General features: G+C 65.9%; 25 protein-coding genes, 1 other RNA gene and 2 pseudogenes. 12 read left to right on the top strand and 16 right to left on the bottom strand.

Translation table 11 applies throughout. From position 1 onward, the window contains the following. Positions 1 to 15: 15 nt before the first annotated feature. The 3 genes and pseudogenes from ACZ5IQ_RS19235 to mbtN form a co-directional block, all read left to right on the top strand. Positions 16 to 282 (top strand): annotated as a pseudogene (locus ACZ5IQ_RS19235) (acyl carrier protein); the annotation flags it as partial. Further along, positions 279 to 1,856 carry a long-chain-fatty acid--ACP ligase MbtM gene (gene mbtM, locus ACZ5IQ_RS19240; protein WP_318986046.1) on the top strand — a complete coding sequence of 526 codons (1,578 nt, stop codon included), beginning with the start codon at positions 279 to 281 and terminating at the stop codon, positions 1,854 to 1,856. The pseudogene ACZ5IQ_RS19235 and the gene mbtM, both read left to right, overlap by 4 nt. After that, on the top strand, positions 1,853 to 3,022 hold the full coding sequence (gene mbtN, locus ACZ5IQ_RS19245; protein WP_318986045.1) for a mycobactin biosynthesis acyl-ACP dehydrogenase MbtN: 1,170 nt from the start codon (positions 1,853 to 1,855) through the stop codon (positions 3,020 to 3,022). The genes mbtM and mbtN overlap by 4 nt, the downstream gene beginning before the upstream one ends. On the opposite strand, the gene ACZ5IQ_RS19250 is transcribed toward mbtN, so the two are convergent. Further along, on the bottom strand, positions 3,012 to 3,704 hold the full coding sequence (locus tag ACZ5IQ_RS19250) for a YceI family protein (protein ID WP_464480113.1): 693 nt from the start codon (positions 3,702 to 3,704) through the stop codon (positions 3,012 to 3,014). The two genes, mbtN and ACZ5IQ_RS19250, sit on opposite strands and share 11 nt — an antisense overlap. A 28-nt stretch (positions 3,705 to 3,732) precedes the next feature. Further along, positions 3,733 to 4,341, bottom strand: coding sequence for a GNAT family N-acetyltransferase (locus ACZ5IQ_RS19255; RefSeq protein WP_318986043.1), 609 nt, complete (start codon positions 4,339 to 4,341; stop codon positions 3,733 to 3,735). Positions 4,342 to 4,581: 240 nt separating this feature from the next. Here ACZ5IQ_RS19255 and ACZ5IQ_RS19260 point away from each other — a divergent pair, with 240 nt between their 5' ends. Continuing rightward, positions 4,582 to 4,914: a hemophore-related protein gene (locus ACZ5IQ_RS19260; protein ID WP_020102663.1), complete on the top strand. Its 333-nt coding sequence runs from the start codon at positions 4,582 to 4,584 to the stop codon at positions 4,912 to 4,914. A 69-nt stretch (positions 4,915 to 4,983) separates the two neighbouring features. On the opposite strand, the gene ACZ5IQ_RS19265 is transcribed toward ACZ5IQ_RS19260, so the two are convergent. Further along, positions 4,984 to 5,607 carry a TIGR03085 family metal-binding protein gene (locus ACZ5IQ_RS19265; RefSeq protein ID WP_464480114.1) on the bottom strand — a complete coding sequence of 208 codons (624 nt, stop codon included), beginning with the start codon at positions 5,605 to 5,607 and terminating at the stop codon, positions 4,984 to 4,986. Positions 5,608 to 5,834: 227 nt separating this feature from the next. Between ACZ5IQ_RS19265 and ACZ5IQ_RS19270 the strand changes: the two genes are divergently transcribed. Then, a complete protein-coding gene (locus ACZ5IQ_RS19270) occupies positions 5,835 to 7,271 on the top strand; it encodes a DUF4185 domain-containing protein (protein WP_406783803.1) in 1,437 nt (478 codons plus the stop codon). Positions 7,272 to 7,290: 19 nt separating this feature from the next. Here ACZ5IQ_RS19270 and ACZ5IQ_RS19275 read toward each other — a convergent pair whose 3' ends face one another. The 3 genes and pseudogenes from ACZ5IQ_RS19275 to ACZ5IQ_RS19285 all read right to left on the bottom strand — a co-directional run bounded on the left by ACZ5IQ_RS19275 (position 7,291) and on the right by ACZ5IQ_RS19285 (position 9,802). After that, complete coding sequence (locus tag ACZ5IQ_RS19275) at positions 7,291 to 8,037, bottom strand: alpha/beta fold hydrolase (RefSeq protein WP_464480115.1); 747 nt, start codon at positions 8,035 to 8,037, stop codon at positions 7,291 to 7,293. Positions 8,038 to 8,105: 68 nt separating this feature from the next. Next, positions 8,106 to 8,723, bottom strand: a complete 618-nt coding sequence (locus ACZ5IQ_RS19280; protein ID WP_061004641.1) for a hypothetical protein — start codon at positions 8,721 to 8,723, stop codon at positions 8,106 to 8,108. 55 nt (positions 8,724 to 8,778) lie between these two features. Further along, a pseudogene (locus tag ACZ5IQ_RS19285) lies at positions 8,779 to 9,802 on the bottom strand (linear amide C-N hydrolase). Between the two features lie 197 nt (positions 9,803 to 9,999). On the opposite strand from ACZ5IQ_RS19285, the gene ACZ5IQ_RS19290 reads away from it, so the two are divergent. Continuing rightward, a complete protein-coding gene (locus ACZ5IQ_RS19290; protein WP_061004637.1) occupies positions 10,000 to 10,503 on the top strand; it encodes an allene oxide cyclase barrel-like domain-containing protein in 504 nt (167 codons plus the stop codon). Between the two features lie 19 nt (positions 10,504 to 10,522). On the opposite strand, the gene ACZ5IQ_RS19295 is transcribed toward ACZ5IQ_RS19290, so the two are convergent. Beyond that, positions 10,523 to 10,993 (bottom strand): nuclear transport factor 2 family protein, encoded by a 471-nt coding sequence (locus ACZ5IQ_RS19295; RefSeq protein WP_061004636.1) that lies wholly within the window; start codon positions 10,991 to 10,993, stop codon positions 10,523 to 10,525. A 661-nt stretch (positions 10,994 to 11,654) separates the two neighbouring features. On the opposite strand from ACZ5IQ_RS19295, the gene ACZ5IQ_RS19300 reads away from it, so the two are divergent. Then, positions 11,655 to 12,530, top strand: coding sequence for an alpha/beta fold hydrolase (locus tag ACZ5IQ_RS19300; protein ID WP_061004634.1), 876 nt, complete (start codon positions 11,655 to 11,657; stop codon positions 12,528 to 12,530). Between the two features lie 142 nt (positions 12,531 to 12,672). Next, positions 12,673 to 13,722: a zinc-binding dehydrogenase gene (locus ACZ5IQ_RS19305; RefSeq protein WP_205848947.1), complete on the top strand. Its 1,050-nt coding sequence runs from the start codon at positions 12,673 to 12,675 to the stop codon at positions 13,720 to 13,722. Between the two features lie 88 nt (positions 13,723 to 13,810). On the opposite strand, the gene ssrA is transcribed toward ACZ5IQ_RS19305, so the two are convergent. Both ssrA and ACZ5IQ_RS19315 read right to left on the bottom strand, forming a co-directional pair. Further along, positions 13,811 to 14,182, bottom strand: a transfer-messenger RNA (tmRNA) gene (ssrA, locus tag ACZ5IQ_RS19310). A gap of 91 nt (positions 14,183 to 14,273) precedes the next feature. Beyond that, positions 14,274 to 15,128, bottom strand: a complete 855-nt coding sequence (locus ACZ5IQ_RS19315; protein ID WP_237163084.1) for a maleylpyruvate isomerase family mycothiol-dependent enzyme — start codon at positions 15,126 to 15,128, stop codon at positions 14,274 to 14,276. An 80-nt stretch (positions 15,129 to 15,208) separates the two neighbouring features. Between ACZ5IQ_RS19315 and ACZ5IQ_RS19320 the strand changes: the two genes are divergently transcribed. Continuing rightward, positions 15,209 to 15,643: a helix-turn-helix transcriptional regulator gene (locus tag ACZ5IQ_RS19320; protein ID WP_135357300.1), complete on the top strand. Its 435-nt coding sequence runs from the start codon at positions 15,209 to 15,211 to the stop codon at positions 15,641 to 15,643. A 20-nt stretch (positions 15,644 to 15,663) separates the two neighbouring features. Next, positions 15,664 to 16,071 carry a VOC family protein gene (locus ACZ5IQ_RS19325; RefSeq protein WP_135357299.1) on the top strand — a complete coding sequence of 136 codons (408 nt, stop codon included), beginning with the start codon at positions 15,664 to 15,666 and terminating at the stop codon, positions 16,069 to 16,071. A 7-nt stretch (positions 16,072 to 16,078) separates the two neighbouring features. On the opposite strand, the gene ACZ5IQ_RS19330 is transcribed toward ACZ5IQ_RS19325, so the two are convergent. From ACZ5IQ_RS19330 to ftsE, 4 genes are read right to left on the bottom strand one after another with little or no spacing between them, the layout of a single operon-like run. Continuing rightward, complete coding sequence (locus ACZ5IQ_RS19330; RefSeq protein WP_205848948.1) at positions 16,079 to 16,924, bottom strand: EamA family transporter; 846 nt, start codon at positions 16,922 to 16,924, stop codon at positions 16,079 to 16,081. After that, positions 16,921 to 17,424 (bottom strand): SsrA-binding protein SmpB, encoded by a 504-nt coding sequence (gene smpB, locus ACZ5IQ_RS19335; RefSeq protein WP_064859642.1) that lies wholly within the window; start codon positions 17,422 to 17,424, stop codon positions 16,921 to 16,923. Before smpB ends, ACZ5IQ_RS19330 begins: the two co-directional genes overlap by 4 nt. A 2-nt stretch (positions 17,425 to 17,426) precedes the next feature. After that, positions 17,427 to 18,323 carry a permease-like cell division protein FtsX gene (ftsX, locus tag ACZ5IQ_RS19340; protein ID WP_061004623.1) on the bottom strand — a complete coding sequence of 299 codons (897 nt, stop codon included), beginning with the start codon at positions 18,321 to 18,323 and terminating at the stop codon, positions 17,427 to 17,429. Further along, positions 18,324 to 19,013 (bottom strand): cell division ATP-binding protein FtsE, encoded by a 690-nt coding sequence (ftsE, locus tag ACZ5IQ_RS19345; protein ID WP_061004622.1) that lies wholly within the window; start codon positions 19,011 to 19,013, stop codon positions 18,324 to 18,326. Positions 19,014 to 19,220: 207 nt separating this feature from the next. Between ftsE and ACZ5IQ_RS19350 the strand changes: the two genes are divergently transcribed. Beyond that, entirely contained in the window at positions 19,221 to 20,534 is a 1,314-nt protein-coding gene (locus tag ACZ5IQ_RS19350) for an IS256 family transposase (RefSeq protein ID WP_067990476.1), read from the top strand. On the opposite strand, the gene ACZ5IQ_RS19355 is transcribed toward ACZ5IQ_RS19350, so the two are convergent. Genes ACZ5IQ_RS19355 through prfB form a run of 3 tightly spaced genes read right to left on the bottom strand, consistent with a single transcriptional unit; the run spans position 20,496 to position 23,213 of the window. Continuing rightward, positions 20,496 to 21,110 carry a hypothetical protein gene (locus ACZ5IQ_RS19355; RefSeq protein WP_464481486.1) on the bottom strand — a complete coding sequence of 205 codons (615 nt, stop codon included), beginning with the start codon at positions 21,108 to 21,110 and terminating at the stop codon, positions 20,496 to 20,498. The genes ACZ5IQ_RS19350 and ACZ5IQ_RS19355 overlap by 39 nt on opposite strands. Beyond that, the gene (locus ACZ5IQ_RS19360) at positions 21,110 to 22,105 is read right to left on the bottom strand and encodes a mechanosensitive ion channel family protein (protein ID WP_061004619.1); all 996 of its coding nucleotides are present in this window, start codon (positions 22,103 to 22,105) and stop codon (positions 21,110 to 21,112) included. Before ACZ5IQ_RS19360 ends, ACZ5IQ_RS19355 begins: the two co-directional genes overlap by 1 nt. Further along, positions 22,098 to 23,213 (bottom strand): peptide chain release factor 2, encoded by a 1,116-nt coding sequence (gene prfB, locus ACZ5IQ_RS19365; RefSeq protein ID WP_061004617.1) that lies wholly within the window; start codon positions 23,211 to 23,213, stop codon positions 22,098 to 22,100. Before prfB ends, ACZ5IQ_RS19360 begins: the two co-directional genes overlap by 8 nt. A 149-nt stretch (positions 23,214 to 23,362) precedes the next feature. Between prfB and ACZ5IQ_RS19370 the strand changes: the two genes are divergently transcribed. After that, on the top strand, positions 23,363 to 24,739 hold the full coding sequence (locus ACZ5IQ_RS19370) for an FAD-dependent oxidoreductase (protein WP_267323605.1): 1,377 nt from the start codon (positions 23,363 to 23,365) through the stop codon (positions 24,737 to 24,739). The last annotated feature ends 28 nt before the right edge of the window (positions 24,740 to 24,767 follow it).

Here is a 24,767-nt window from a genome sequence, read left to right on the forward strand (position 1 = left end):
GGTCGACTACGGTCCCTCGACATGGAGACAACTGAATCGGTAAGCAGTGGCTTGGCCAAGATCATGCGGGACGACATGGGCGTGGACATCAAACGCGTCACCCGCGAATCACGGCTCATCAACGATGTCGGTTTGGACTCGGTGGCATTCGCCGTGGGCATGGTCGCAATCGAAGACCGCTTCGGCGTCGCACTGTCCGAGGAAGACCTGCTCAGCAGCGAAACCGTCGGCGACCTCGAAGACGCGATCGCCGCGAAACTCCCTACCGCCCAACGCTCATGAGCGCCTCCAGCCTCGCCTCCGCCCTGTCCGCGGTGATGACGCGGTCCACGCGCGACCTGGTGACGCTCGATCCGAAAACCGGTGACTGGCAACGGCATCCCTGGCAGGAGGTGCACGCCCGGGCCGAGAACGTCGCCGCACACATCGACGGACAAAGCCGCATCGGGCTGGTCGGCGAGCCCACGGCGGAATTCCTGGCAGCCATCTACGGCGCGATCTTCGCCGGCGCCGCAGTGTCCATCCTGCCCGGGCCGGTACGCGGCGCCGACACGGCCACCTGGGCCGCCACCACCCTGAACAGGTTCGCCGGTATCGGCATCGGCACAGTGCTGAGCCACGGCAAGCATCTCGACCTGTTGCGCACGGGCGCCACCGATGTGGAACTGCACGACGTCAATGCCGTTGCCCACGAACGTCGTTCGACAACCTTCGTACCTTCTCGCACCGCCGACTTCGGCATCCTGCAGGGCACGGCGGGATCGACCGGCACGCCCCGCACGGCGCAGATCCCCGCGGACGCGGCGTTGGCGAACCTGCGTGGACTGGTCGCGCGGATCAATGTCACCGACGCCGATCGTGGACATTCGTGGCTGCCGATCTACCACGACATGGGCCTGGCGTTCATGCTCACCATGACACTCGGCGGCGGCGAGCTGTGGCAGGCGCCGACCACCGCGTTCTCCGCGTCGCCGTTCAACTGGCTCAAGTGGTTGACCGAGAGCAAGGCAACCATGACCGCGGCGCCCAACATGGCGTTCGGGCTGCTCGGCAAGTACGCCCGCCTGGTCACCGATGTCGACCTGGGCGCACTGAGATTCGCTCTCAACGGCGGCGAACCCGTCGACTGCTACGGCACCGATCGGTTCGCGACCGAGATGGCCAAGTTCGGCTTCGACGCGAACGCCCTGTGCCCGTCGTACGGGCTCGCCGAATCAACCTGTGCGGTAACCGTTCCCGCCCCGGGTGGCGGACTGCGGTGCGACGATGTCACCGTGTCGATCGACGGCGACACCGCGGTGCGCAGGTACGCGGTGCTCGGCCGGCCCATCGACGGCATGGAAGTCCGCATTGCCCCCACCGACGTGCCCCACGAGCTCACCGGACGCGAAGTGGGCGAAGTACAGGTGCGCGGCACCTCGATGATGGCGGGCTATCTCGGACAGGACCGCATCGATCGCGAAGAATGGTTCGCCACGGGCGATCTCGGCTACTTCACCGCCGACGGCCTGGTGGTGTGCGGCCGGCGCAAAGAACTCATCACCGTGGCCGGACGCAACATCTTCCCCACCGAGGTCGAGCAGGTGGCCGCCCGCGCCGACGGCGTGCGCGAGGGCGCCGTCGTGGCGGTGGGCACCGAAGGCTCCGGCGCCCGACAGGGTTTGGTGATCGCCGCGGAGTTCAAGGGCGACGACGAGTCGACCGCCCGCAGCCAAGTGGTGTCCCTGGTCGCCTCCGAGTGCGGCATCGTGCCGGCAGACGTGGTGTTCCTCAAACCGGGCGCCCTGCCGCGAACCTCGTCGGGGAAACTCCGTCGCCTCGAGGTCCGACGCACCCTGGAAACGGTGGGATCATGACCACGGTCGAGTCGTGCACCATCGAGGCCTATCGCGAACTGCTGGGCGAGGTCTTCGACGACCGGGTCCGCGACTGGACCGCGGAAGCCGAAGAAACCGACCGCTTTCCGCGCAAGCTCATCGAATACCTGGGCCGGTCAGAGGTTTTCGCCGCCAAGTGGGGCGATAGCCAACATCCGGACGTGGCAAAAGTGTTCGCCCTCGCCGGGGAGTTGGGCAAGCTCGGATCCGCGGGAATCGGCGTCGGGGTGAGCCTGCACGACTCGGCCATCGCCATCCTGCGCAGGTTCGGCAAGTCCGACTATCTGCGCGATATCACCGAGCAGGCCATCCGGGGCGATGCCGTATTGTGCATCGGCGCGTCGGAAGAGTCCGGAGGTTCCGATCTGCAGATCGTCGAGACCGAAGTCGTCTCCGCGCGTGGCGGTTTCGAGGTCCGCGGCACCAAGAAGTTCGTGTCGCTGTCGCCCATCGCCGATCACATCATGGTGGTCGCCCGGAGCGTCGACCATGATCCGGAGAGCCGCCACGGCAGCGTCGTCGTGATCTCCGTGCCGACGGCGCAGGTCGAGGTACGCACGCCCTATCGCAAGGTGGGCGCCGGGCCCCTCGATACCGCGGCGGTCCACATCGACACCTGGGTGCCGGCCGACGCTTTGGTGGCGCGGGCGGGTACCGGCCTGGCCGCCATCTCCTGGGGACTGGCGCAGGAGCGGCTTTCCGTCGCCGGTCAGATCGAGGCCAACTGCCGCAGGATCATCGGAATCACGTTGGCCCGCATGATGAAACGGCGCCAGTTCGGCCATACCTTGTACGAGCATCAAGCATTGCGGATGCGACTGGCCGACCTGCACGCGCGGGTCGATCTGCTGCGCTACGGCCTGGCGGGCCTGGCCGCGCAGGGGCGCATGGATCTGCGTGCGGCCGCGGCCATCAAGGTCACCGCGGCGAGGCTCGGTGTCGAGGTCGTCGACGAATGCATGCACATCTTCGGCGGGGCCGGATATCTGGTGGACGAGACACCGTTGGGCCGGTGGTGGCGCGACATGAAGCTCGCCCGGGTCGGCGGCGGCACCGACGAGGTGCTCTGGGAGCTCGTGGCGGCGGGAATGCGGCCCGACTACGAGGGATACGACGCGGTGACGTCGTCACCGTTCATCGCTTGACCAGATTCACCAGGAACTCGATGGTGACGATGGGATCGACGGCGAGCAGTCCCACCGGTGGCGCCGGCGGGACGATGCCGTAGTCGGCGAAGGTGACGGGGATTTGGCCCACGGCCACAACCCCGTTGCCCGACCGCTGCACATCCAGCCGTACCGCGACCTGGCGGGCGACGCCCTTGAGCGTCAGCTGCGCCGAAACCTCCATTGTCGTGGGCATGCCGTCGCCGGAGACCGACGACAGATCGACCGGATCGAGGACCGCGAGTTTGGCCGTCGGGAACTTGGCGGCATCCATCACGTCGGTGCCGCGGAACCTGTCGTCGCGGCCGCGGTGCGGCGACTGCATGGTTGCCACGTCGACGACGAAGCTCGCCGCCTGCAGCGTGCCACCGGTAACCGTGGCGTCACCCCTGACCGAGTTGGTCCGTCCGGTCACGGTCACGGTTTCCCACAGCAGTTGTTGCCGGGCGCGGTAACCCGCCTGGGAACGGTTGGCCTCGTCGTCGGGGCCCGCGGCAACGATCCATTTACCGTCGAGGTTCGTGTTGGCCGGACGGTGCGTGGACGGCAGGCTCAGGGCCGGCGCCGGTGCGCCTTCCATCTGGGTTCGGTAGAACCACGGTCCCGCGCACACCCCCACAACGGCGAGCACTGCCAGCAACAGCAGAAGCCTTTTTGCCACTCCCTCTATATACAGGGCGGGTTCGGCGTCAGCTGGATGGGCGCGCCAACGCGTACAGCGCCATCCTGCGGTTGGCCATGTCATGTTCGCCGAGGAATTCGGCGCCGCCATGCTCGACGAGCCGTCGCGCGCCGGTGTTGCGATGGTCGGGATCGAACATCACCCGACGGCACGACGGCACCAGTTCGAACAGACTCGCCAACACCTGGGGCATCAACAGCGGTCCCAGCCCACGATTGACGAAGCGCTCGTCCGCGATCGCGGCGTGCAGCCCCAGATCGTAGGGATCGGCATCGTATCGAGGCGCGATGGAATCCTTGGCGGCCCAATACAGCTCCAGGTAGCCCATGGCCTTGTCCTGGTAGCTGACCAGTAGCGGCCGCGAGTACTCACCGTCGAGTTGCGCCTGCAGGTGCCGCCGCCACCACTCGGGCGGTCGGTCGTACTCCCAGGCCTCCGCCAGATGCGGCCGGTTCATCCATTCGGACAGCATCTCGGCGTCGGCATCGGCGTCGACAAGGCGCACCGCCCACGGGCTTGCCAGCCGCGGCACGGGTGGTGCGCCCACCGCTCGCACTTCAGCGGACAGTGAGGTCAACTCGCGCGGTAGCACCGGCCCCTGATCAATCTCGGTCATTTCAGCGGGGAGCCTACCCGATTTTGTTTAGGTTAGGTTTGCCTACATCAGGGTGTCGGCACCTGGTCGATTACCTGCCCACCGGACCGTCACCGCTACGGCCGCCGACACATCCAGAACCCGTGCGGACTGCTTGTTCGGACGCTGTAACGCTCAGCCACAGACGGTCGATAGAACTGCTAACGTAGTCATCAATCACTTTGGTCGCATCGGTTAGCTGGTGCGGGAGGGGAATACACAATGTCTTTCACCACTCGGATGATGGTCGGCGCGGGCTCGGCACTGGTCGCTGTCATGGCCAGCGGCGCAGTCGCCACCGCTCAGCCGGACCCCACCCCGATCATGTACTCGACCTGCACCTACCCGCAGGTGATCGCCGCTCTGACCGCCCTCGACCCGGGTGCGGCCGCCGAGCTGCAGGCGAACCCGATCGGCGTCGGTTACCTGCACCAGCTGATCGCCTCCGGTCCGCAGCAGCGCAAGGCCCTGATCACGCGGGCGTACAACACCCCGGGTGCCGCTCAGTACACCGACCTGGTGCTGAACGTGGCCAACACCTGCAACAACTTCTGAGCAGAAGCCAACTCGACGCGGCTCGATCCTTCGGGATCGAGCCGCGTTGTGCTTTCTGGACGCTGAACGTCAGAATCCGCGGTTCGAACCCCGGACCGCGGCGACGGCGTCGTCAGGTCCGGTGAAGGCCACCTGAGCCGGGCCGCGGCCTGCCGCGAAGAGCAGCAGCTCGCCGGGCGCGCCGGTCACCGTCACCTCGGCGCCGCGGCCGGCCGCGGCCAGGCGGCGACCGTCCGGTGTCACCAGCACGATCCGCGCCGGGGCGTTCTTGATCCCCATGCGCGCCATGGTCGCGACCTGCCCCGCCAACGCGGACACCAGCCGGTCGTCGAGCTCCCGCGGCTCCCACGTCGGCTGGGCCCGGCGCACGTCCTCGTTGTGAATGAACATCTCGGCCACGTTGACGAACGGGTCGAGCAGCTTGAACGGCGAGTACAGCGGCGGGCCCGCCGCAATCATGTCGACCAGCTTCTCCCAGTCGGTGGATGCGGTCACCTGCGCCTGTACTCGTTCGGTGTAGCCGGCCAGTTGCGACACCAGAATTCCGGGCGCAGCGTCGAGCCGACGTTCCCGTACCACCAGGTGCGCGGCCAGATCACGAGCGGTCCAGCCCTCGCACAACGTGGGTGCATCGGGGCCGTGCTCGCGGAGGGATTCGACGAGTGCGGCGCGTTCCCGTTGGGCGACAGTCATGGCTGGAGTCTAGGTCGGCCGACGCTCAGGCGGCGCGGCACCAGCGCTGCGTTCAGGCTGCGACGCGGGTCACCTTCGCCAGGCAAACGCCAGGTGAACGATCGCGACGTGGTTACAGATGGGTACCCATCCGCACAGCGGGGGCCTCAACAGCCTCATTGCTAACTATGGTCACAACAGCCCCTCGCTGGCGTCCGAGCGCCGCCTGCCATCCGAAAGGTGTGACCGTGTCGCCGCGTCCTCGCATTGCATCGGTGGCTTTGACGGCTGCCGTCGTTCTCGGTGGAGCAGTCGGCATCGCGCCGCCGCGCGCAGCCGCCGAACCGTGCACCGGCCCGAATGCGGGCGTCCTGCCGCCGAACGGCGTGCCCTCGAGCGGCGTCATGCGGCCGCCATCGGGCGGCCACCGACCGAGCAACGCGAACGACAAGGCCCCGCTGCCGACCCTGGGCAAGTTGTCCCGGTCGCTGCTCAGCGCCTTCACCCAGGGCACCGTGCAACAGCAGGCCGGCGTACTGCCCGGCAAGCCCCGCGTGCCGCAGCCGCCGGTCCAACCGCGCGCGGCACAACCCGCCCCCGCCGCGGCGCAACCTCAGCCCGGAGCGGAGCCGGCGCCCGCCATCGACGCGGGCACCACGTCGTTGGTGGGCTGGGTGACCGGCGACCAGAGCGCGGGTGGCGACACCCTGCAGCGGTTCGGCATCTCCGGCACCGACCTCGGCATCATGTGGGACAACGGCGACCCGGTGAACAACCAGGTGCTGATGATGTTCGGGGACACCTACGGCTACTGCGCCACCCCGAATCAGCAATGGCGCTACAACACCATGTTCCGCACCAACGACCGCACGTTGTCGCACGGCATCCACATCCCACCCGGCTCGGTGACCAACCCCTATTCGGGCTCACCCGAGTGGCAGCCGAATCTGGCCAAGCAGACCATCCCGACCATCCGGTGGGCGCCTGTCGAGAAGGGCATCATCCCGACTTCCGGTGTCTCCGTGGGCAAGACGCAGTACGCCAGCTTCATGTCGATCAAGAACTGGGACAGCGCCGGCGCGTGGACGACGAACTACTCGGCGATCGCCGTCTCCAACGACAACGGCCAGAACTGGGGTGTGTACCCCAGCAGCGTCCGGCCGATGGCACCCGACAGTGTGTCGCGCGTGGCGTACCTGCCGGGGAATGAGAACTTCCAGCAGGGCGCCTTCCTGAAGGGCAGCGACGGCTACATCTATTCCTACGGAACCCCTTCTGGCCGAGTCGGAAACGCCTACGTGTCCCGGGTGCCCCAGAACCTGTTGCCGGACATGAGCAAGTACGAATACTGGAACAACGAGAGCCAGTCGTGGGTGCCCAACAACCCCGCTGCGGCCTCGCCGATCATTCCCGGCCCGGTCGGTGAGATGTCGGTGCAGTACAACACCTATCTCAAGCAATACCTGGTGATGTACTGCAACAACCTGTCCGACGTGGTGATCCGTACCGCCCCGACACCCCAAGGGCCTTGGGGCCCAGAGCAATTGGTGGTGTCGTCGCAGCAGTTCCCGGGCGGGGTCTACGCGCCGTACCTGCACCCGTGGTCCACCGGTCGGGACCTGTACTTCACGCTGTCGCTGTGGTCGGCGTACAACGTGATGCTGCTGCACACCGTACTGCCCTGAGCCGGTTGGGTTTTGGCGTTCAGTCGAGCGTGGCCCAGAATTCGGTGAGCGCGGCCGCGCCGCGCGCCGGGTCCTGTAACATCCACCAGTGCCCGAGCCCGTTGAGCACCGTGGTGCGTGCGCCCGCGCGTTCGGCTGCGCGGTAACGGATTTCGTCGGAGCCGATGTACGGGTCATCGGTGGCCAGCAGCGCAAGGCCCGGCCTGGCCCGCAACGTCTCGATGTGACGCCCGGCCTCCGCCATCGCGGGTTGGCGCGCCGAGCGGTACAGCGCCAGGATCGCCCGGCCCATCTCCGGGCCCTGCGCGGCGGCGAGGGCCGTCGCGACATCCAGCGGCATGCCCAGGGCGACCATCTGGAAGGCACGGTCCTCGACGCTGCCGCCGAGCATCGTTTCGACCAGCTGCTCGCCCTCCCCCGGCGTCTGCCACACCTGGGCCAGGTCGTGCCAGACGTAGTCCGGGTCGAGTATCCCGACGACGTCTGTCACCCAACTGCGGACGAGTTCGGGCCGGTGCATGACGGCAGTCAGGACGTGGCCGCCGCCCCAGTCGTGGCCGACGAGGTCGACCGGCTCCCCGATGGTGTCCAGCTCGGCCTCGAGCCAGTCCCGGTACGCGAGGTAGGTGGCCGAGAAGTCGGCGGGCAGCGGAGCACCGAATCCCGGTGGCGACAGGCGCACCACGTCGTCGCGACCGAGCGCATCGACCAACGGTCCCCAGATCGCATCGGTCTCCGGGTTGCCATGCACCAGAACGACAGTCATGAGGCCATCCTGGCACTGCCGCGATCGCCGTCGCCACGAATTGGTGCAAGATGTAAAGCCGCGGCCGCCTACATCCTCGGCGGCGGCGTGGCCGCCGGGCCCAACAGGTCGGCGCTGTTGTTCGACGACGTGCGGCGCCACCGCCCGTAGAGCGGCAAGTCGCGCATCGACTCCCCGCCCACCGACCACCGTCGGGCCACGAAGCGGATGACGGTCCGCACGTAGCGGTTGGTCTCTGAGTACCAACGCCATTCGTACAGCCGTCCGCCCTGCAGCCAGTGCGCGAGTGCTTCGGATTCGACGCCCTGCAGGTACGGCCGAACCCAGGTGACCATCACCCATGGCTGCGCCGCTGCGCCGTCGGGAACCCGGAAGGTCCAGTCGATCGGATCGTCACCGGCAATCATGGTGTGGCGCAACGCCGGCGGCTTCGGCGCCGCGCTCTCGGGCACGCCGAACAACTGCACCGTCACGTTGTGAAAGACAGCAGGTCCCCCGGCCTCGAACCGCACTCGGTAGGTGTCAGTGGCCGCGTCGTCGCGGTCCACGGAGAATGCCGCCAGCCCGCCGACAGCGACATAGCGCGCGAACACCAGTCCGCTGACGACCATCACGACGCGGCGCACCGCCAGCAGCACCGTGAACGTCGCGACGGTCAACGCGACGACGCCCCACATGAGGTCCATCCGGACAGCGTGGCAGAGCGTCAGCGGCGCGTCATGGCAATAGCGGACGTACCACTCAATCCGCCGTGTTCGCCTTCGCCAATTGGTGCAGCAGCGACAACGACAGGAATGTCATCGGTCCCGCGTCCTGGAACTTGCCGCCGACGTTGCCCGCGATACCGCCCTCGACAGCGAGGCCACTGATCAGGTCGAGTTTGAGCTGGGGGCTACCCGCGCTGAAGTCGAGGTCGGCGAGATCCACCCAGACGATGTTCGGGCGGGTCGTGGATTCATAGACGTAGCGCCGATTGGTCAGGTCCATGACCACCTGCCAGATCGTCTGCGAGGCATCGGGCTTGCCCGGATCCGGTATCCGGAAGGGCTGGGCGGCATTGCGGATCACCGAGAACATGCCGGCGATCGCTTCCACTTGACTGGATGGCGCGGGCAGCCGGCCGACGTAGTAGGTGGCTCGCGCGAACCTGTCGGCGGCCGACGTCGAACCCGGCAGCGGCTCGGCGCCCCCGAGGCCCTCGAAGTTTCTTCACCAGCTCGAGCTGCTGATCGAAGGTGGGCGAGTTCGTCATCACCCGAAAGTCCTTGCTGTGGTAGACCTTCGGCCGGCCGTCGAGGTACTCGATGATCGCCGAGTCGCCGGTGGCGTCATCGAGGGCCAGATGAATGGTGGGCGGGTCGCCACCGGTGGGATCGTCCAGCTGGACCACCTGCACGTCGGTCTCGGCGATCCAGGCGACGGCCTCGGCCACCGTCGCGAAGTTGTCGAGGAAGTACTGCAACCAGATTGCCTGGCTCAGCTGGGTCCGGGTGTCATCCGGTGTGCCGTAAGTGGATTCGGCCAGCCACAGCACGTGCCCCGCCAGACCGGCTTCGTTGATGCCGTACACCGAGATGATGTCGAAGGCCGTGGCAATCACGCTGCCGAACTTCGAGGTCCAGGTGAGCTTGCCGGTGACGCCGTCGTCACGGGCCACGCCGCGCGGTTGCTTCCAAAGGTTGGTCATGAGGTCGCGGTGGAAGTCCATGTTGCGGCCGACCAGAACCGCATCGCCTGCGTCAGGCCAGATGACTCGTGTGCACACCGGAGCAAGCCTAACTTTCTACGCGCGGGCCACCCGCCGAATCGTTTGCTATGAATTGGGCCGCACGAGTGGGATGCTCAACAGACGACGGTTCCCCACAGGGAACTCGCAGCTGAACATAGGGGTGAGGAGGTCTTGCCGGTCCACCGATGGTTCGCGGCCATCGGTAGCTATCCAAACCTCCGAGAGGAAGACCCATGAACATGTTGCGTAGCACGACGGCCGTGCTCGTCCCCGCCCTGCTGCTGACGATGTCCTGTTCCTCGGGAGACAAGAGCAAGGATCAGTCGGCCGTCACGACGCTGCACTTCTATGAGCACGACACCGGGCAGACCAGTGTGGATTTGGGAACTCCCGGGGAGGGACCCGGCGACCAATTCATCTTCTCGGGTGATGTCTTCGATCGCCAGGGTGGCACCAAGCTGGGGCGGACAGCCGGCCAGTGCACGACCCTCAGCGGCAACGCCACCTCAGGTGACGTGTCGTGCACCGAGACCTTCATCCTCGACGGCGGGCAGATTTCGGTCCAGACACTTGCCGACCGCGCCGCCGTGTTCAGCAAGGGCGAGACCGTGCCGATATCGATCGTCGGTGGCAGCGGCAAATACAGCAAGGCCCGGGGTGACGGCACCGTACAGGTGCCGCCCGAGGTGCCCAATCAGACAGACGCCAACTTCGTGCTGAACGTGGTGACGGGCTGAGCGCCGAGGCGCGCGGGCACTACGCCCAGCGGTTCGCGAGCAACTTGAAACTCGGCATATCTTCCAGCGACGTGAGCGCCTCGTAGATCCGCTGGTACCCGGTGCCGGCGATCCGCCACACGCCGTCCTCGTCCTTGCGGTAGGTATCGGCGTAGTAGCCCGAGCCGCGAATCATGGCGTGCCCCGGCACGATCACGGTGTCCTCGAACACCCACGAACCGTGCGCCGTGGTGTCGGAGTCGAGGTCGATCTCGGGGTGGCTGGCGATGTGGGTCGTGATGATGCCGTTGTCGAGGTTCGTCCGCATGAAGTCGACGACGGCGTCTCGTCCCTCGTAGTGCACCGGCTCACCCATCGCGTGTGTGCCATAGCGGGTCACGACATCTGCGGCGAGGCAGTCCCCGAAGGTGTCCCAGTCCTTGAGGTCCAAGGAGCGGAAGTAGCGGTACTTGAGCCGTTGGATGTCGGCGATCGCCTCCAGGTTTGCCATAACGGCGAGACTAGAACATGTTCCAGTTTCTGTCACAGGAATACGGAAACGCTGCGCCACATGGCGGTATCAAAACTACGACATATGGTGCATCCACACTGATGACACTGCTTGCACAGAATTACCCGGAACGGCGCCTGCCACTCACGATGCCGCGCGACCTGCACGCCGGTGGCGCCCCCCAGCAAGCGGCGCTTGATCCACTTTGGCGCCCACCCGCGCTCCGTCGAGTAGGCGGCCGACGGTACGCCTGGTGAGACTTTGGCGCAGAAAAGTGAACCGATCCGATCTATCACCGTTGATCGCCGTTGTCTACGTTCGACTGATGGCGCTACAGGTTTGACCGCTCCGAATGTCGGACGGTCGGAAAGTACTGCACCGCAGGGTATTTGACATCCAAAACCGGGAATGGCGTCGTCGAACCAAGTACTGGCGCGGTTGAATCTCGTTCCAGACAATCAGAGACGGGCCGCCTTGGACGCCATGCCTACCGAAGCCCGTCGGCTCCCGTCGATCACCCGCACCATCTCGGCGGGCCCAGACATGGTCGGTCACCGCCAAGCTCCACCGCCGTCAATGAAATAACCCCCAAAAATGTGTTGACAGGTTATAGACGCGATGTCTAGTTTATAACTATCTAAATCGAGATAAGGGGTTAGCAATGAGCACAGCTTCCACGAGCTATCACTACGTCACCGTCGCAGGACAGCGGCTGTTCTACCGGGAGGCGGGCCGCAAAGATGCGCCGGCAATAGTGCTGTTGCACGGTTTTCCGACGAGCTCATTCATGTTCAGGGACCTCATCGCGCGACTGGCCGGTGACTATCACGTCATCGCCCCCGATCACCTCGGCTTCGGCTACTCAGACATGCCGCTGGTGACTGAGTTCGACTACACATTCGACGCGCTGGCCGATCTCACCCAGGGTCTCCTGGACCAACTTGGCCTTACTCGTTACGCGATCTATGTCCAGGATTACGGCGCACCCATCGGCTGGCGACTGGCGCTGAACCGTCGCGATGCGATCACCGCGATCATCACGCAGAACGGGAATGGCTACGACGAGGGGTTCGTCGACAGTTTCTGGAGGACGGTCTGGGATTACCAGCGTGAACAAACCGCAGAAACCGAGGCCGCCATCCGTACTGCGCTCGAGTTCGATTCGATCAGGTGGCAGTACGTGACCGGCTCACCGGATGAGTCTCTGGTCAGCCCGGACACCTGGACACTCGACAGTGCGCTGCTATCGCGGCCGGGCAACGACGAGATTCAACTCAAACTTTTCCGGGACTACGCCACCAATCCGCCGATGTATCCGGCGCTGCACAACTATCTGCGCACCAGCGGAGTGCCGGTTCTGGCCATCTGGGGCAAGCACGACCCGATCTTCGGACCGGCCGGCGCGACGGCGTTCGCCCGGGACGCGCATGACGCCGAAATCCATCTACTCGACGGCGGCCATTTCGTGCTGGAGACCGCCGGCGCAGAGGCTGCGACCCTGATGGCCGCGTTTCTCCACAGGGTTGGTGTCAATTGAATACGACCGCTCAGGAGACCAGCCCTCGTGTCCTCGTCTTCGATGTCAACGAAACGCTCATCGACATCGAGTCCCTGGCGCCGATCTCATCGATCTGGCGCAGCAGCTGCATGCAACCCGCAACGTGTAAGGAGACCGTCACATGACCACCCCCACCAACCCGTCAGCGACGCCGACCCGGCCGGCAGTGGTCCGCGAACAGGACGGCGGGCCGACCATGCGTGCAATCGTCCTCGACGGCTTCGGCGGCCTGAACGCACTGACCTACACGGACATCCCCAAACCGCTGCCGAGGCGCGGCGAAGTGGTTATCCGGGTCAAAGGGTTTGGGATCAACCACGCCGAGATGCATATGCGCCGCGGCGAATGGGCCGAAGCTGCCGAGGTCAGCGGCATCGAGTGCGTCGGAATCGTCGACGCCTGTCCCGGAGGCGAATTCCCGGTCGGCGCCAAGGTAGCAGCCCTGATGGGCGGGCTTGGTCGCACCATCAACGGCAGCTACGCCGAGTTCACCCGCGTGCGCGCGCAGAATGTGGCGCTGGTCGACTCTGAGCTGCCTTGGTCGCAGCTGGCGGCGCTGCCGGAAACGTATGCCACCGCATGGACCTGCCTATTCCGGAATCTCAACCTCACAGCCGGACAAACGATCGTGATCCGTGGTGCCACATCGTCTTTCGGACAGGCGGCAGTCAAGCTCGCCGTGCAGGCAGGAGCCCGAGTGATCGCGACCACGCGCGACCGGAACCGTTTTGGATTCCTGACCACACTCGGTGCTGAACGCGCCGAGCTGGAGGTTCCCGATCTCGGTACTCACATCGCCGAAGCCAAAGAGGTGGATGCTGTTCTCGATCTCGTCGGGAACAGCACGATCTTGGACTCGATGTCGATGCTGCGCCGTGGTGGGACGGCATGTCTGGCCGGCTGGCTCGGAGGGCTCGCCCCAATTACGGACTTCAATCCGTTGTTGCAGATGGCGAGCGGGGTCAATCTGAGTTTCTTTGGCAGTTTCGTGTTCGGTTCACCGCAGTTTCCGCTGTCGGATGTCCCCCTTCAGGACATCGCGAACAAGGTCCGCAACGGCGAACTGGACGTCACGCCGACGCGCGTCTTCTCGTTCGATGAGATCCGCGAAGCGCACAGGGTCATGGAAGCAGGCCAAGCCGAAGGAAAGATGGTGGTGGTTGTCGACTGACTCGGCGGCAAGCGCACGAATAACTGACCTGTCAAAAACAGCGAAACCCCGCCCGTACCGACGGGCGGGGTTCGCACCTGCTATTCACTTGTGGAGCTGCCGGGAATTGAACCCGGGTCCTACGGCATTCCCTCAAGACTTCTCCGTGCGCAGTTCGCTATGTCTCTACTTGGATCTCCCGGTCACGCGAACAAGCCGAGATGACGATCCCAGTCGCTGTTTGATGTCCCCACGGGTTCCGCGACCGATCCCGTGGGTGGGTCCCTCTAGTCGATGCCAGGGTCCGGGCCGAGGGCGCTCCCGGTCTGACAGACACGCGGTCGCTACTTAGGCAGCGAGGGCGTAGTCGCGCTGATGAGAATCGGCGCTTAATTGGTTACAACGACGCTTACGGTGGTCTCTTGCCTGCACCGGCACGCTTCCCTTGATTCGATGCGCGAAGTCGAAACCGTTCAGCCCCTCGCACCCCCGCCGACTTTCGGCAGGACACTCCATCATACCGGCCACGCCGACAACGTCCACCGAGTATCCGTCGTCGCCGTCTGAGCAGGTCAGATGACGTAACCGAGGTTCTCGACGATGCGCTGCCCAACCTCGGCATCGCCCTCGAATTCGATGACCACCGACCGGACCGCGCCCAGCGGACGCCCGCCGCACAGCCGCGTGAACTGCCAGCCGTCCATCCGGATCACCGTGGTCGGCTCGGCGCCGCCGAAGTCGGGTACCACCGCGGCACGGCCGTCGACGGCGACGCGGATGGTGCGCGCCATGGGGCCGGTCAGTTGGATCTCGACCCGCGCTCCGTCGGGCGCTCCCCCGCGCTTGGCGACGACGAAGCCCATCATCGTCTCGATCTCGTCGAGCGACAGCCGCGCTTCCGGCTTCTGCAACGCGGCATCCGGCGCGGGCCGCGCGACGGACTCACGGATGTCCTGCTCGTGCATCCACGAGTCGAACGTCCGGATCCGCATGAAGCGACCGATGCTGTCCTGTCCTGCCGGCGTCATCGTCGGGGTGTTCCACTCCTCGTCCGACATCGCGGTCAGTGTGGCCCGGCGGTCGCCGGTGACGGCGCGGAACTTCTCCAGCAGCTCGGCGCTCGAGAGCCCGGCCATCGACCGGTTCCAGCATTCGTTCATCACGCCGATGGGGTTGTGCACGTGGTCAAGTTCGGAGACGTCCACGTCGGCCTCCGGCACCGCCTCGCCCTTGAGCATCAGCTCGGTGCCGATGATGTGCGCCACCACGTCACGGACGTGCCAGCCGGGCAGCTCGGTCTGCGTGGTCAGCAGTTCCGCTTCGGAAATGGCGGACAACAGCGTGTCCAGGTCGTCCCACACCCCGAAGAGGGCGGGCAGGACGTCGGACTTCTCGAGGACGGTCACGGGGCGGGTTGGGCTGCTCACCGGCTGACCGTACGACGGCAGACCCCTGCGCACTGGGAAATGCGCGATGCGTCCCAATTCCGTCATGCGACGATGGCCCCATGGGGGACAACCGCGCCGAGGCACAGCGCCTGCGGGACATCACGGTGATCCGTAAAGTGCGCGACCGCATCGACCGCGAGTACGCCAAGCCGCTGAACGTCGAGGAGCTGGCGCGCGGTGCGCACATGTCCGCCGGCCATCTCAGCCGGGAATTCCGGCGCATCTACGGCGAATCGCCTTACTCGTACCTGATGACGCGCCGCATCGAACGGGCCATGACGCTGCTGCGCCGCGGCGACCTCAGCGTGACGGATGTCTGCTTCGCCGTTGGCTTTTCATCACTGGGCACGTTCAGCACCCGGTTCACCGAGCTGGTCGGGGTGGCGCCCAGCGTGTACCGCCGCGACCATTCGCAGGCAGCCGACGGCATTCCCGCCTGTCTGGCGCGGCAGGTCACCAGACCGATCAGGAATCAAGAAGCACCGCCGCACTGACCGCCACTACCGTGACGGGCATGGAAATCTCCATTCACTACGCATTCCTGCCCCACACCGACACCGAGGCGGCGCTCAAGTTCTACCGCGACGACCTCGGGTTCGAGGTACGCAAAGACGTTGGCTACCAAGATATGCGGTGGCTCACGGTCGGTCCGCCCGGGCAGCCGGGCACGTCGATCGTGCTGCATCCGCCGGCCGCCGACCCGGGCATCACCGAAGACGAGCGCCGCACCATCCTGGAGCTCATCGCCAAGGGCTCCTATGGCGCCGTCACGCTGGCGACCGACGACCTGGATGCGCTGTTCGCCCGCTTGGAGGCCGCCGGCGCCGACGTCCTGCAGGAGCCCACCGACCAGGACTATGGCGTGCGCGACTGCGCATTTCGCGATCCGTCCGGCAACCTGATCCGGATCAACCAGCTCTAGTGACCAGCTACCCCGCGGCGATCATCGCGACCGAGCCCAACGCCAGCGCCATGCCGACGGCTTGCCAGGCCCGCACCCGCTCTTTGAGCACCACCATGGCCAGCGCGACGGTCGCCGCGGGATAGAGCGAGATCAGCACACTCGCCAACGACAGCATCGAGGCCTGCAGCGCCAGCAGCATCCCCACGTTTGCGATGACGTCGAGCGCCGCCGCGACCAGGGCGAGCTTCAGCGGAAGTCCGCGCGGCAGAGCGAAATTGCGGGTCGCCACCGCGGCGAGCATCACCACCGCGGTGGCCGCGAAGCGCGCGAAGACCAACGGCCAGAGCTTGGCGTCGTGCGGTACCTGATGGATCACGGCGAAGCTGAGCCCGAAGGTCAATCCGGAACCGACGGTCAGCCAGGCGACCTTGGCGGTGAACCGGTGCGGCGTCTCGTCCTCGTCGGTGGCCTGCGCACTCACCAGCGCGACCGCGACCAACGCCAACGCGATCCCGGCGATCGCCACCGGACTGGGCCGCTCCCCCAGTGCGACGCCGACGCCGATCGGCCCCGCCGACACCAGGATTGCGGTCAGTGGCGAGACGACGGATATCGGTCCTGAACCCAACGCGGCGTAGAACCACCAGATGCCGAACGCCTGCAGCACGCCGCACAAGATGCCCCACATGACCGCGTTCGACGAAACCTGGCCGCCGACAACGCATGCCATCACCGTCAGCAGCACCCCGGCGACGGGGTACGACACCAGAACCACCCGCAGTGCCGCGACGCGCCGTGCCGCGATGCCACCGACGAAATCGCTGATGCCATAGCCCAGCGCCGACAGCAGCGCGAGCAGAACCCCGGTCAGATCTTGCCCTTGAAACGGCGGCCCATCTCACGGGTGATCTCGCGCTGCGCATCGCGCTTGGCGATGTCCTGACGCTTGTCGTGTGCTTCCTTACCGCGGGCCAGCGCCAACTCGACCTTGACCCGGCCGTCGGAGAAGTACAGCTTCAGCGGCACCAGCGTGAAGTTGCCGTCCCGCAGCTTGCCGACCAGCATGTCGATCTGCTTGCGGTGCAACAACAACTTTCGGTTGCGTCGCGGCGCGTGGTTGGTCCAGGTGCCGTGGTGGTACTCGGCGATGTGCAGGTTGCGCAGCCACACCTCGCCGTCGTCGACGGTGGCGAACGCGTCGGCCAGGGATGCCAGGCCCTCGCGCAAACTCTTCACCTCGGTACCAACCAGCGCGATGCCCGCCTCGTAGGTATCGATGATCGAATAGTTGTGCCGCGCTTTGCGGTTGGTCGCGACGACCGCGTTGTTGCCGGATTTGTCGGCGTCTTTCTTGTTTGCGTTCTTGGCCATCGCTACCGCCGTATGTACGCGCGCAGCGTGACGTATGCGGTGATGCCGGCCATGCCGAGCCCCAGCAACAACATCAGCGGCGCACAATAGACGAGGACATCGGCGTAGTCGACCTTGGCGATCAAACCCGCTTGGTAGAACTGGTTGAGCACGTCCTCGAGGAACATCGCCCGTACGATGATCAACCCGACGACGGCAAGCACCACACCAACCAGTGCCGCGAGCACCGCTTCGACGAAGAACGGCAATTGCGTGTACCAGCGCGTGGCGCCGACCAGCCTCATGATGCTGATCTCGGTGCTGCGGGTACGTGCGGCGATCAACACCGTGTTGGCGATCAACAGGGTCGCGGCGATTGCCTGAACGAGCGCCACTGCGAAGGCGGTGGCACTGATGCCGTCGAGAATGCCGAAGAGGCGGTCGACCAGTTCCTTCTGGTCGGTCACCTGGCGCACACCGGGACGTCCGCGCAGCGCGTCTTCAAATCCCTTGTGCTGCTCCGGATTGTCGAGCTTGACGACGAACGACGCGGGGAAAGCCTTCTTGCTCGCGTAATCCTTGAATGCCGGAATCCGGCGGACCGCGTCGTCGTACGCCTGGTCCCGGTTCATGTACCGCACCGACTTGACGTCCTTGCGGTCGTCGATCAGCTTGCGCAGCGACTTGCACGGGTCGGCGTCGCAGTTGGGGTCGTTGGACGAGACGTCGTCGGTCAGGAAGACCTGGCTCTCCACGCGGTCCAGATAGATCTGCTTGGACTGATCGGCCAGCCGCACCACGAGGAGACCACCGCCGAACAGGCCGATGGAGATGGCGGTCGTCAAGATCATGGCGACCGTCATGGTGACGTTGCGACGAAATCCGGTCAGGACTTCATTGACGAGAAAGCCGAAGCGCACTTAGCGATCCATTCCGTAGACGCCGCTCTGCTCATCGCGGATGAGGCGGCCGAGTTCGAGTTCGATGACGCGCTGACGCATCGAGTCGACGATGTGATGGTCGTGGGTGGCCATCACGACCGTCGTGCCGGTGCGGTTGATCCGCTCCAGCAGGTCCATGATGTCGTTGCTCGTCTCGGGGTCCAAGTTGCCGGTGGGTTCGTCGGCCAGCAGCACCAGCGGCCGGTTGACGAAGGCCCGGGCGATCGCGACCCGCTGCTGTTCGCCACCGGACAGCTCCCCGGGCAACCGGTTGGCCTTGCCGGACAGGCCCACCATCTCCAGCACGTCGGGCACGACGCGGTTGATGGTGTCCGGGCGCTTGCCGATCACCTCGAGCGCGAACGCCACGTTCTCGAACACCGTCTTCTGCTGCAGCAGCCGGAAATCCTGGAACACGCAGCCGAGCACCTGGCGCAGGCTCGGGATATGCCGGCTGGGCAGCTTGTTGACGTGGAACTTCGAGACGCGAATGTCACCCGAGGTCGGCACCTCGGCTCCGAGCAGCAGACGCATGAACGTCGACTTCCCGGAACCGGACGGACCGATGAGGAAGACGAACTCACCCTTGTCAATCTTGAGCGACACGTTGTCCAGGGCTGGGCGTGCCGAAGACTTGTAGTTCTTGCTCACGTGGTCGAGGGTGATCATCACGGCACGCCAGTGTAGTCGGACGCCGGAGTGTGACGGCTGAGGCTGTTGCTGCTAGCTCGCCGCCGGTGCGAGCAATGATCAATACCTGTGGATGAGGCCCGAGGAGGCGGCCTGAAAGTGGGCGCACCTTCCCGAGGATGATCATCACGGAATCAGGTATTCGATCAAGACCGGCGTTGGCGCGCTGGTTGGGAAGGTACGCCCATGCTCACCGTAGTTCACGATGCCGAGGAGGCCAACGGCGGCGAGGCCGGCCGGTCGTTGTTGGACGAGATCGTCCGCGACGGAGCCCGGCAGATGTTGGCCGCTGCCCTGCAGGCCGAGGTCGCCGCGTACGTGGCCGCATTCGCTGATCAGCTCGACGAGAACGGTCACCGACTGGTGGTCCGCAACGGCTATCACCAGCCGCGTGAGGTGCTGACCGCGGCCGGTGCCGTGCAGGTGAAGGCGCCGCGGGTCAACGATCGCCGTGTCGACCCCGATTCTGGTGAGCGGCAGCGGTTTTCCTCGGCGATCCTGCCGGCCTGGGCACGCAAGTCCCCGCAGATGAGTGAGGTGCTGCCGCTGCTGTATCTGCACGGCCTATCGACCAGCGACTTCGGGCCCGCACTCGAGCAGTTCCTCGGCTCGGGTGCCGGGTTGTCGGCCACCACGATCACCCGTCTGACCGCGCAGTGGCAAGACGAAGCCCGTACGTTCGCTGCCCGGGACCTGTCCGGCAGCGACTACGTCTACCTGTGGGTCGACGGCATTCACCTCAAGGTCCGCCTGGACCAGGAGAAGCTGTGCCTGCTGGTGATGCTCGGCGTGCGCGCTGACGGCCGCAAAGAGCTCGTGGCGATCACCGACGGCTATCGGGAGTCATGCGAGTCGTGGGCGGATCTGCTGCGCGACTGCAAACGACGCGGCATGACCGCCCCAGTGCTGGCCGTCGGCGATGGCGCGCTCGGGTTCTGGAAGGCGGTGCGGGAGGTATTCCCGAAGACCCGAGAGCAGCGCTGCTGGTTCCACAAGCAGGCCAACGTCCTTTCCGCACTGCCGAAGTCAGCGCATCCGGCCGCGCTGGCGGCCATCAAGGACATCTACAACGCCGAAGACATCGACAAAGCTCAGGTCGCGGTCAAGGCCTTCGCGGTTGCCTTCGGCGCGAAGTACCCGAAAGTGGTCGCCAAGATCGTCGACGACCTCGATGTCCTGCTGGAGTTCTACCACTACCCCGCCGAGCACTGGATCCATCTGCGTACCACGAATCCGATCGAATCCACCTTCGCCACAGTGCGTTTGAGAACGAAGGTCACCAAGGGTCCGGGATCGCGGGCCGCTGGATTGGCCATGGCCTACAAGCTGATCGACGCAGCCCAAGCCCGTTGGCGGGCCGTCAACGCCCCACATCTGGTCGCCCTCGTCCGCGCCGGAGCGGTCTTCCACAAAGGCAAACTGCTCGAACGGCCCACCGACATCACCCCACCGACACCACCGTCAGACGGCGATCAACACACCGAAACGGAGGTCGCCTGAAACACCCCGATCCACAGGTATTGACAATTGCTCCGCCGGTGCCGCGCCGGGCGAAATGATGGTGGTCGTGACCGGGCCGTCGGGCGGCGCTGCGGCCGGGAGCGGACCCGGTGGCGGCGACGGTGCGGGAGCCGGCGTCGGTGCCGGAGCCATGCCGGGCAGCAACGGCAACGTGACCGGCGGCAGTCCCGGCGCCGGGGTGATGACCGTCGTGGTGGGCGGCGCCGTCGTGGTGGAACTGGTCGTGCTCGACGTCGTCGTTGTGGTCGTGGTCGTCGTCGTATCGGTCGTCTCGGTGGGAGTCTCCGTCGGCGTCGACCGGGGCGTCGTCCTCGGGCGGGTGTTCACATCGGTCCGCGGCACCCAGGTGTACTCGGGATTGGGCACGAACCCCGGTGGCACCACCGCGGGCGGCGGCGTCGGCGGAGGCGGTGGCGGTGCATAGGTCTGGTGCAGCCAGTACGCGACGAAGAAGGCCACCATCAGACCGACCGTCGACGTCCGGACCCGCCCCAGGATGTATGCGGGCCAGGCGCGGTCAGCGCGTTTGACGGCGATACGGGACAGCGCACTCATCATCGCTGGTCCCCCGGCCCCTGGGTCTCGTCCGCGGCGCCGGCGGCGGTCGCCGGATGCACCATGGCCTCCACTTCAGGCTCGTGGTCGGCGGGACTCTCGATACCGGCCCGGCCGAAGGCCGAGACGACCATCACGCGCAGTCGCCGGCCGACCTCGAACTGCTTGCCGGGCAGTGTCCGCGCCACCATCCTCAAGTTCACGGTGTCCAGTTCGATGCTCTCCACACCCATCAACTGCGGTTTGTCGAGCAGCAGCGTGCGCAACTGGCGGTCTTCCATCGCGCGTTCGCACACCCGGCCCAGCACGTCGTTGACCTTGCCGAGATCGGCCGTCGTGGGCACCGGGATGTCGACCACCGCGCGCGCCCAGTCCTTGGACAGGTTGACGGTCTTGGCGATCTGCCCGTTCGGGATCGTGTACACCTCGCCGTCACTGGAGCGCAGTTTGGTGACGCGCAGCGTGACGTCTTCGACGGTGCCCTCTGCCGGCACCGTGATCCCGCTGACGGTGAGCGACACCAGGTCACCGAAGCCGTATTGCTTCTCGGTGATGATGAAGAACCCCGCGAGTAGGTCCTGCACGATGCGCTGGGCACCGAAGCCCAGCGCGGCGCCCAGCACCGCGGCGGGAGCGACCAGCGAGCCGATGGGGATGCCGAGGATCTGGATGACGTCGACCAGCACGATCACCGATACCAGAGCAATCGTCACCCACGAGATCACCGAGGCGACAGCTTGCCGGTGCTTGGTGGTCTCCGACCGGACGAGCGCATCGCTCTCCTGAAAGCGCTCATCGATGCGCGCGGTGACCCGGTGCGTCAGCCAGCCGACGAACCGCGCGATGAGCATCGCCGCGATGACGAGCATGACGATCCGCAGCCCGCGGGTGATGATCCATTCGCCGATCGAGCCCCGCCAGAAGTCGTGCCACTGCTGGGCCCACCAACCGAGCGACTCCGGTTGGCTCGCGGCAATCAGAGAAAAATTAGTCATCTTCTTTTCGGTTGCGCCAGCGGATTCCGGCTTCCAGGAAGCCGTCGATGTCGCCGTCGAGAACCGAGGCCGGGTTGCCGACCTCGAACTCGGTGCGCAGGTCCTTCACCATCTGGTAGGGGTGCAGCACGTACGAGCGCATCTGGTTGCCCCAGGAGCTGCCGCCGTCGCCCTTGAGGGCGTCCATTTCGGCGCGCTCTTCCTGGCGCTTGCGTTCCAGCAGCTTGGCGCTGAGCACTCGCATCGCGGAAACCTTGTTCTGCAGCTGCGATTTTTCGTTCTGACAGGTCACCACGATGCCGGTCGGGATGTGCGTGAGCCGGACCGCCGAGTCGGTGGTGTTCACGGACTGACCACCCGGGCCGCTCGAGCGGTAGACGTCGACGCGGATGTCGCCTTCGGGGATGTCGATGGAGTCGGCGGTCTCGACGACCGGCAGCACCTCGACGTCGGCGAAGGACGTTTGACGGCGACTCTGGTTGTCGAAGGGGCTGATCCGCACGAGCCGGTGGGTGCCCTGCTCGACCGACAGCGTGCCGTACGCGAACGGCGTGTGCACCGCGAACGTGGCGCTCTTGATGCCCGCCTCCTCCGCATACGACGTGTCGAAAACCTCGACCGGATACCCGTGCTTCTCGGCCCAGCGGATGTACATGCGCATCAACATCTCGGCCCAGTCGGCAGCGTCGACGCCACCGGCGCCGGAGCGGATGGTGACGACAGCTTCCCGCTCGTCGTATTCCCCCGACAGCAGCGTTCGAACCTCGAGCGCCTCGATGTCCTCACGCAACTTGGCCAGTTCGGCATCGGCGTCGGCGATCGCGTCGGTCTTGGCCGCGCCCTCTTCCTCCTCGGCCAGTTCGTAGAGCACGGGCAGGTCCTCGACCCGTCCGCGCAGCTCCTCGACCCGGCGCAGCTCGCCCTGTGCGTGCGACAGGCTGCTGGTCACCTTCTGGGCGTTGGCCTGGTCGTCCCACAACTTGGGATCGGATGCCTCATCTTCGAGTTTGGCGATTCGCGCGCGCAGACCTTCGACGTCGAGCACCCGCTCCACAGTCGTCAGAGTGCTGTCGAGGGCGGCAATGTCGGCTTGACGGTCGAGGTCCACAAAGGATGAGGGTACCGACCAGTGAGACGGACTTTCACATTGCGAGCCCTGATCGCTTAGACCGGTTTAGCATCGCCGTGTAACCCGCTCGGCCGCGTCGCGACAGCCCCTTGCGCGCACTGAGCAGAACAAGAAGGCAAACCATACATATGCGCCCTTACCATGTGGCGGTTGTCGGATCCGGCCCGTCAGGGTTTTTCGCTGCCGCGTCACTGTTGAAATTCGCCGATGCCAAGGCCGCAACCGATGATCCGGTCGAGGTGCGCATCGACATGCTCGAGATGCTGCCCACCCCGTGGGGACTGGTGCGCTCCGGCGTGGCTCCGGACCATCCGAAGATCAAGACCGTGACGGCGCAATTCGACAAGGTCGCCGACGATCCCCGGTTCCGCTTCTTCGGCAACATCACCGTCGGTGAGCACGTGCAGGCCCCCGAGCTTTCGGAGCGCTACGACGCCGTCATCTACGCCATCGGCGCCCAGTCCGACCGCCCGCTCGGCATCCCCGGTGAGGAACTGGAAGGCAGCGTGGCTGCCGTCGACTTCGTCGGCTGGTACAACGCGCATCCGCATTTCGCGGCCATGAACCCCGATGTCACGCAGGACCGGGCCGTGGTCGTCGGCAACGGCAACGTGGCGTTGGACGTGGCCCGCATCCTCGTCAGCGATCCGGGCGAGCTGGCGGCCACCGACATCGCCGACCACGCGCTGACGGCCCTCGGCGCCCGCGGCGTCCGCGAGGTCGTGATCATCGGCCGGCGCGGCCCGTTGCAGGCGCCGTTCACGACGCTGGAACTGCGCGAACTCGGCGACCTCGCGGCCATGGCCGACGTCGACGTGATCGTCGACCCGGCCGATGTCGACGGCATCACCGACGCGGACCTGGAAGCGGCGGGCAAGACGGTGCGGCAGAACATCAAGATCCTGCGCAGCTATGCCGAACGCGGGGCCCTCGGGCGCGCGCGCCGCATCGTCTTCAAGTTCCAGACCTCGCCCATCGAGATCAAGGGAACCGACCGCGTCGAGTCAATCGTGTTGGGCCACAACGATCTGATCGACGATGGCGGCCGGATCGTTGCCAAGGACAGCGGCCACCGCGAAGAGCTGCCGGCCCAGCTGGTGGTGCGCGCGGTGGGCTACCGCGGCGTGCCGACCGCGGGCCTGCCGTTCGACGAGCGCGCCGCGACCATCCCGCACACCGAGGGCCGGGTCGAGGGCAGTCGCAACGAATACGTCGTCGGCTGGATCAAGCGCGGGCCGTCGGGCGTGATCGGCAGCAACAAGAAGGACTCGCAGGACACCGTCAACACCCTGATCGAGGACATCTGCGGCGCCGAGCTGGCCGACTTCGGACCCAGCCACACCGAGGACCTGGAGGCCTGGTTCCTGTCCCGGCAGCCCGCGTTGGTGACCAACGACCATTGGCGCCTGATCGACGCGCACGAGCGGTCGGCCGGCGAGGGCCAGAACCGGCCGCGCGTGAAGCTGACCGACGTGGCGCACATGCTGCGGGTGGCGCACGGCTGACTACGTTGCGCCGGCACCTGAAGCGAAT

This window comes from Mycobacterium toneyamaense, assembly GCF_055384815.1.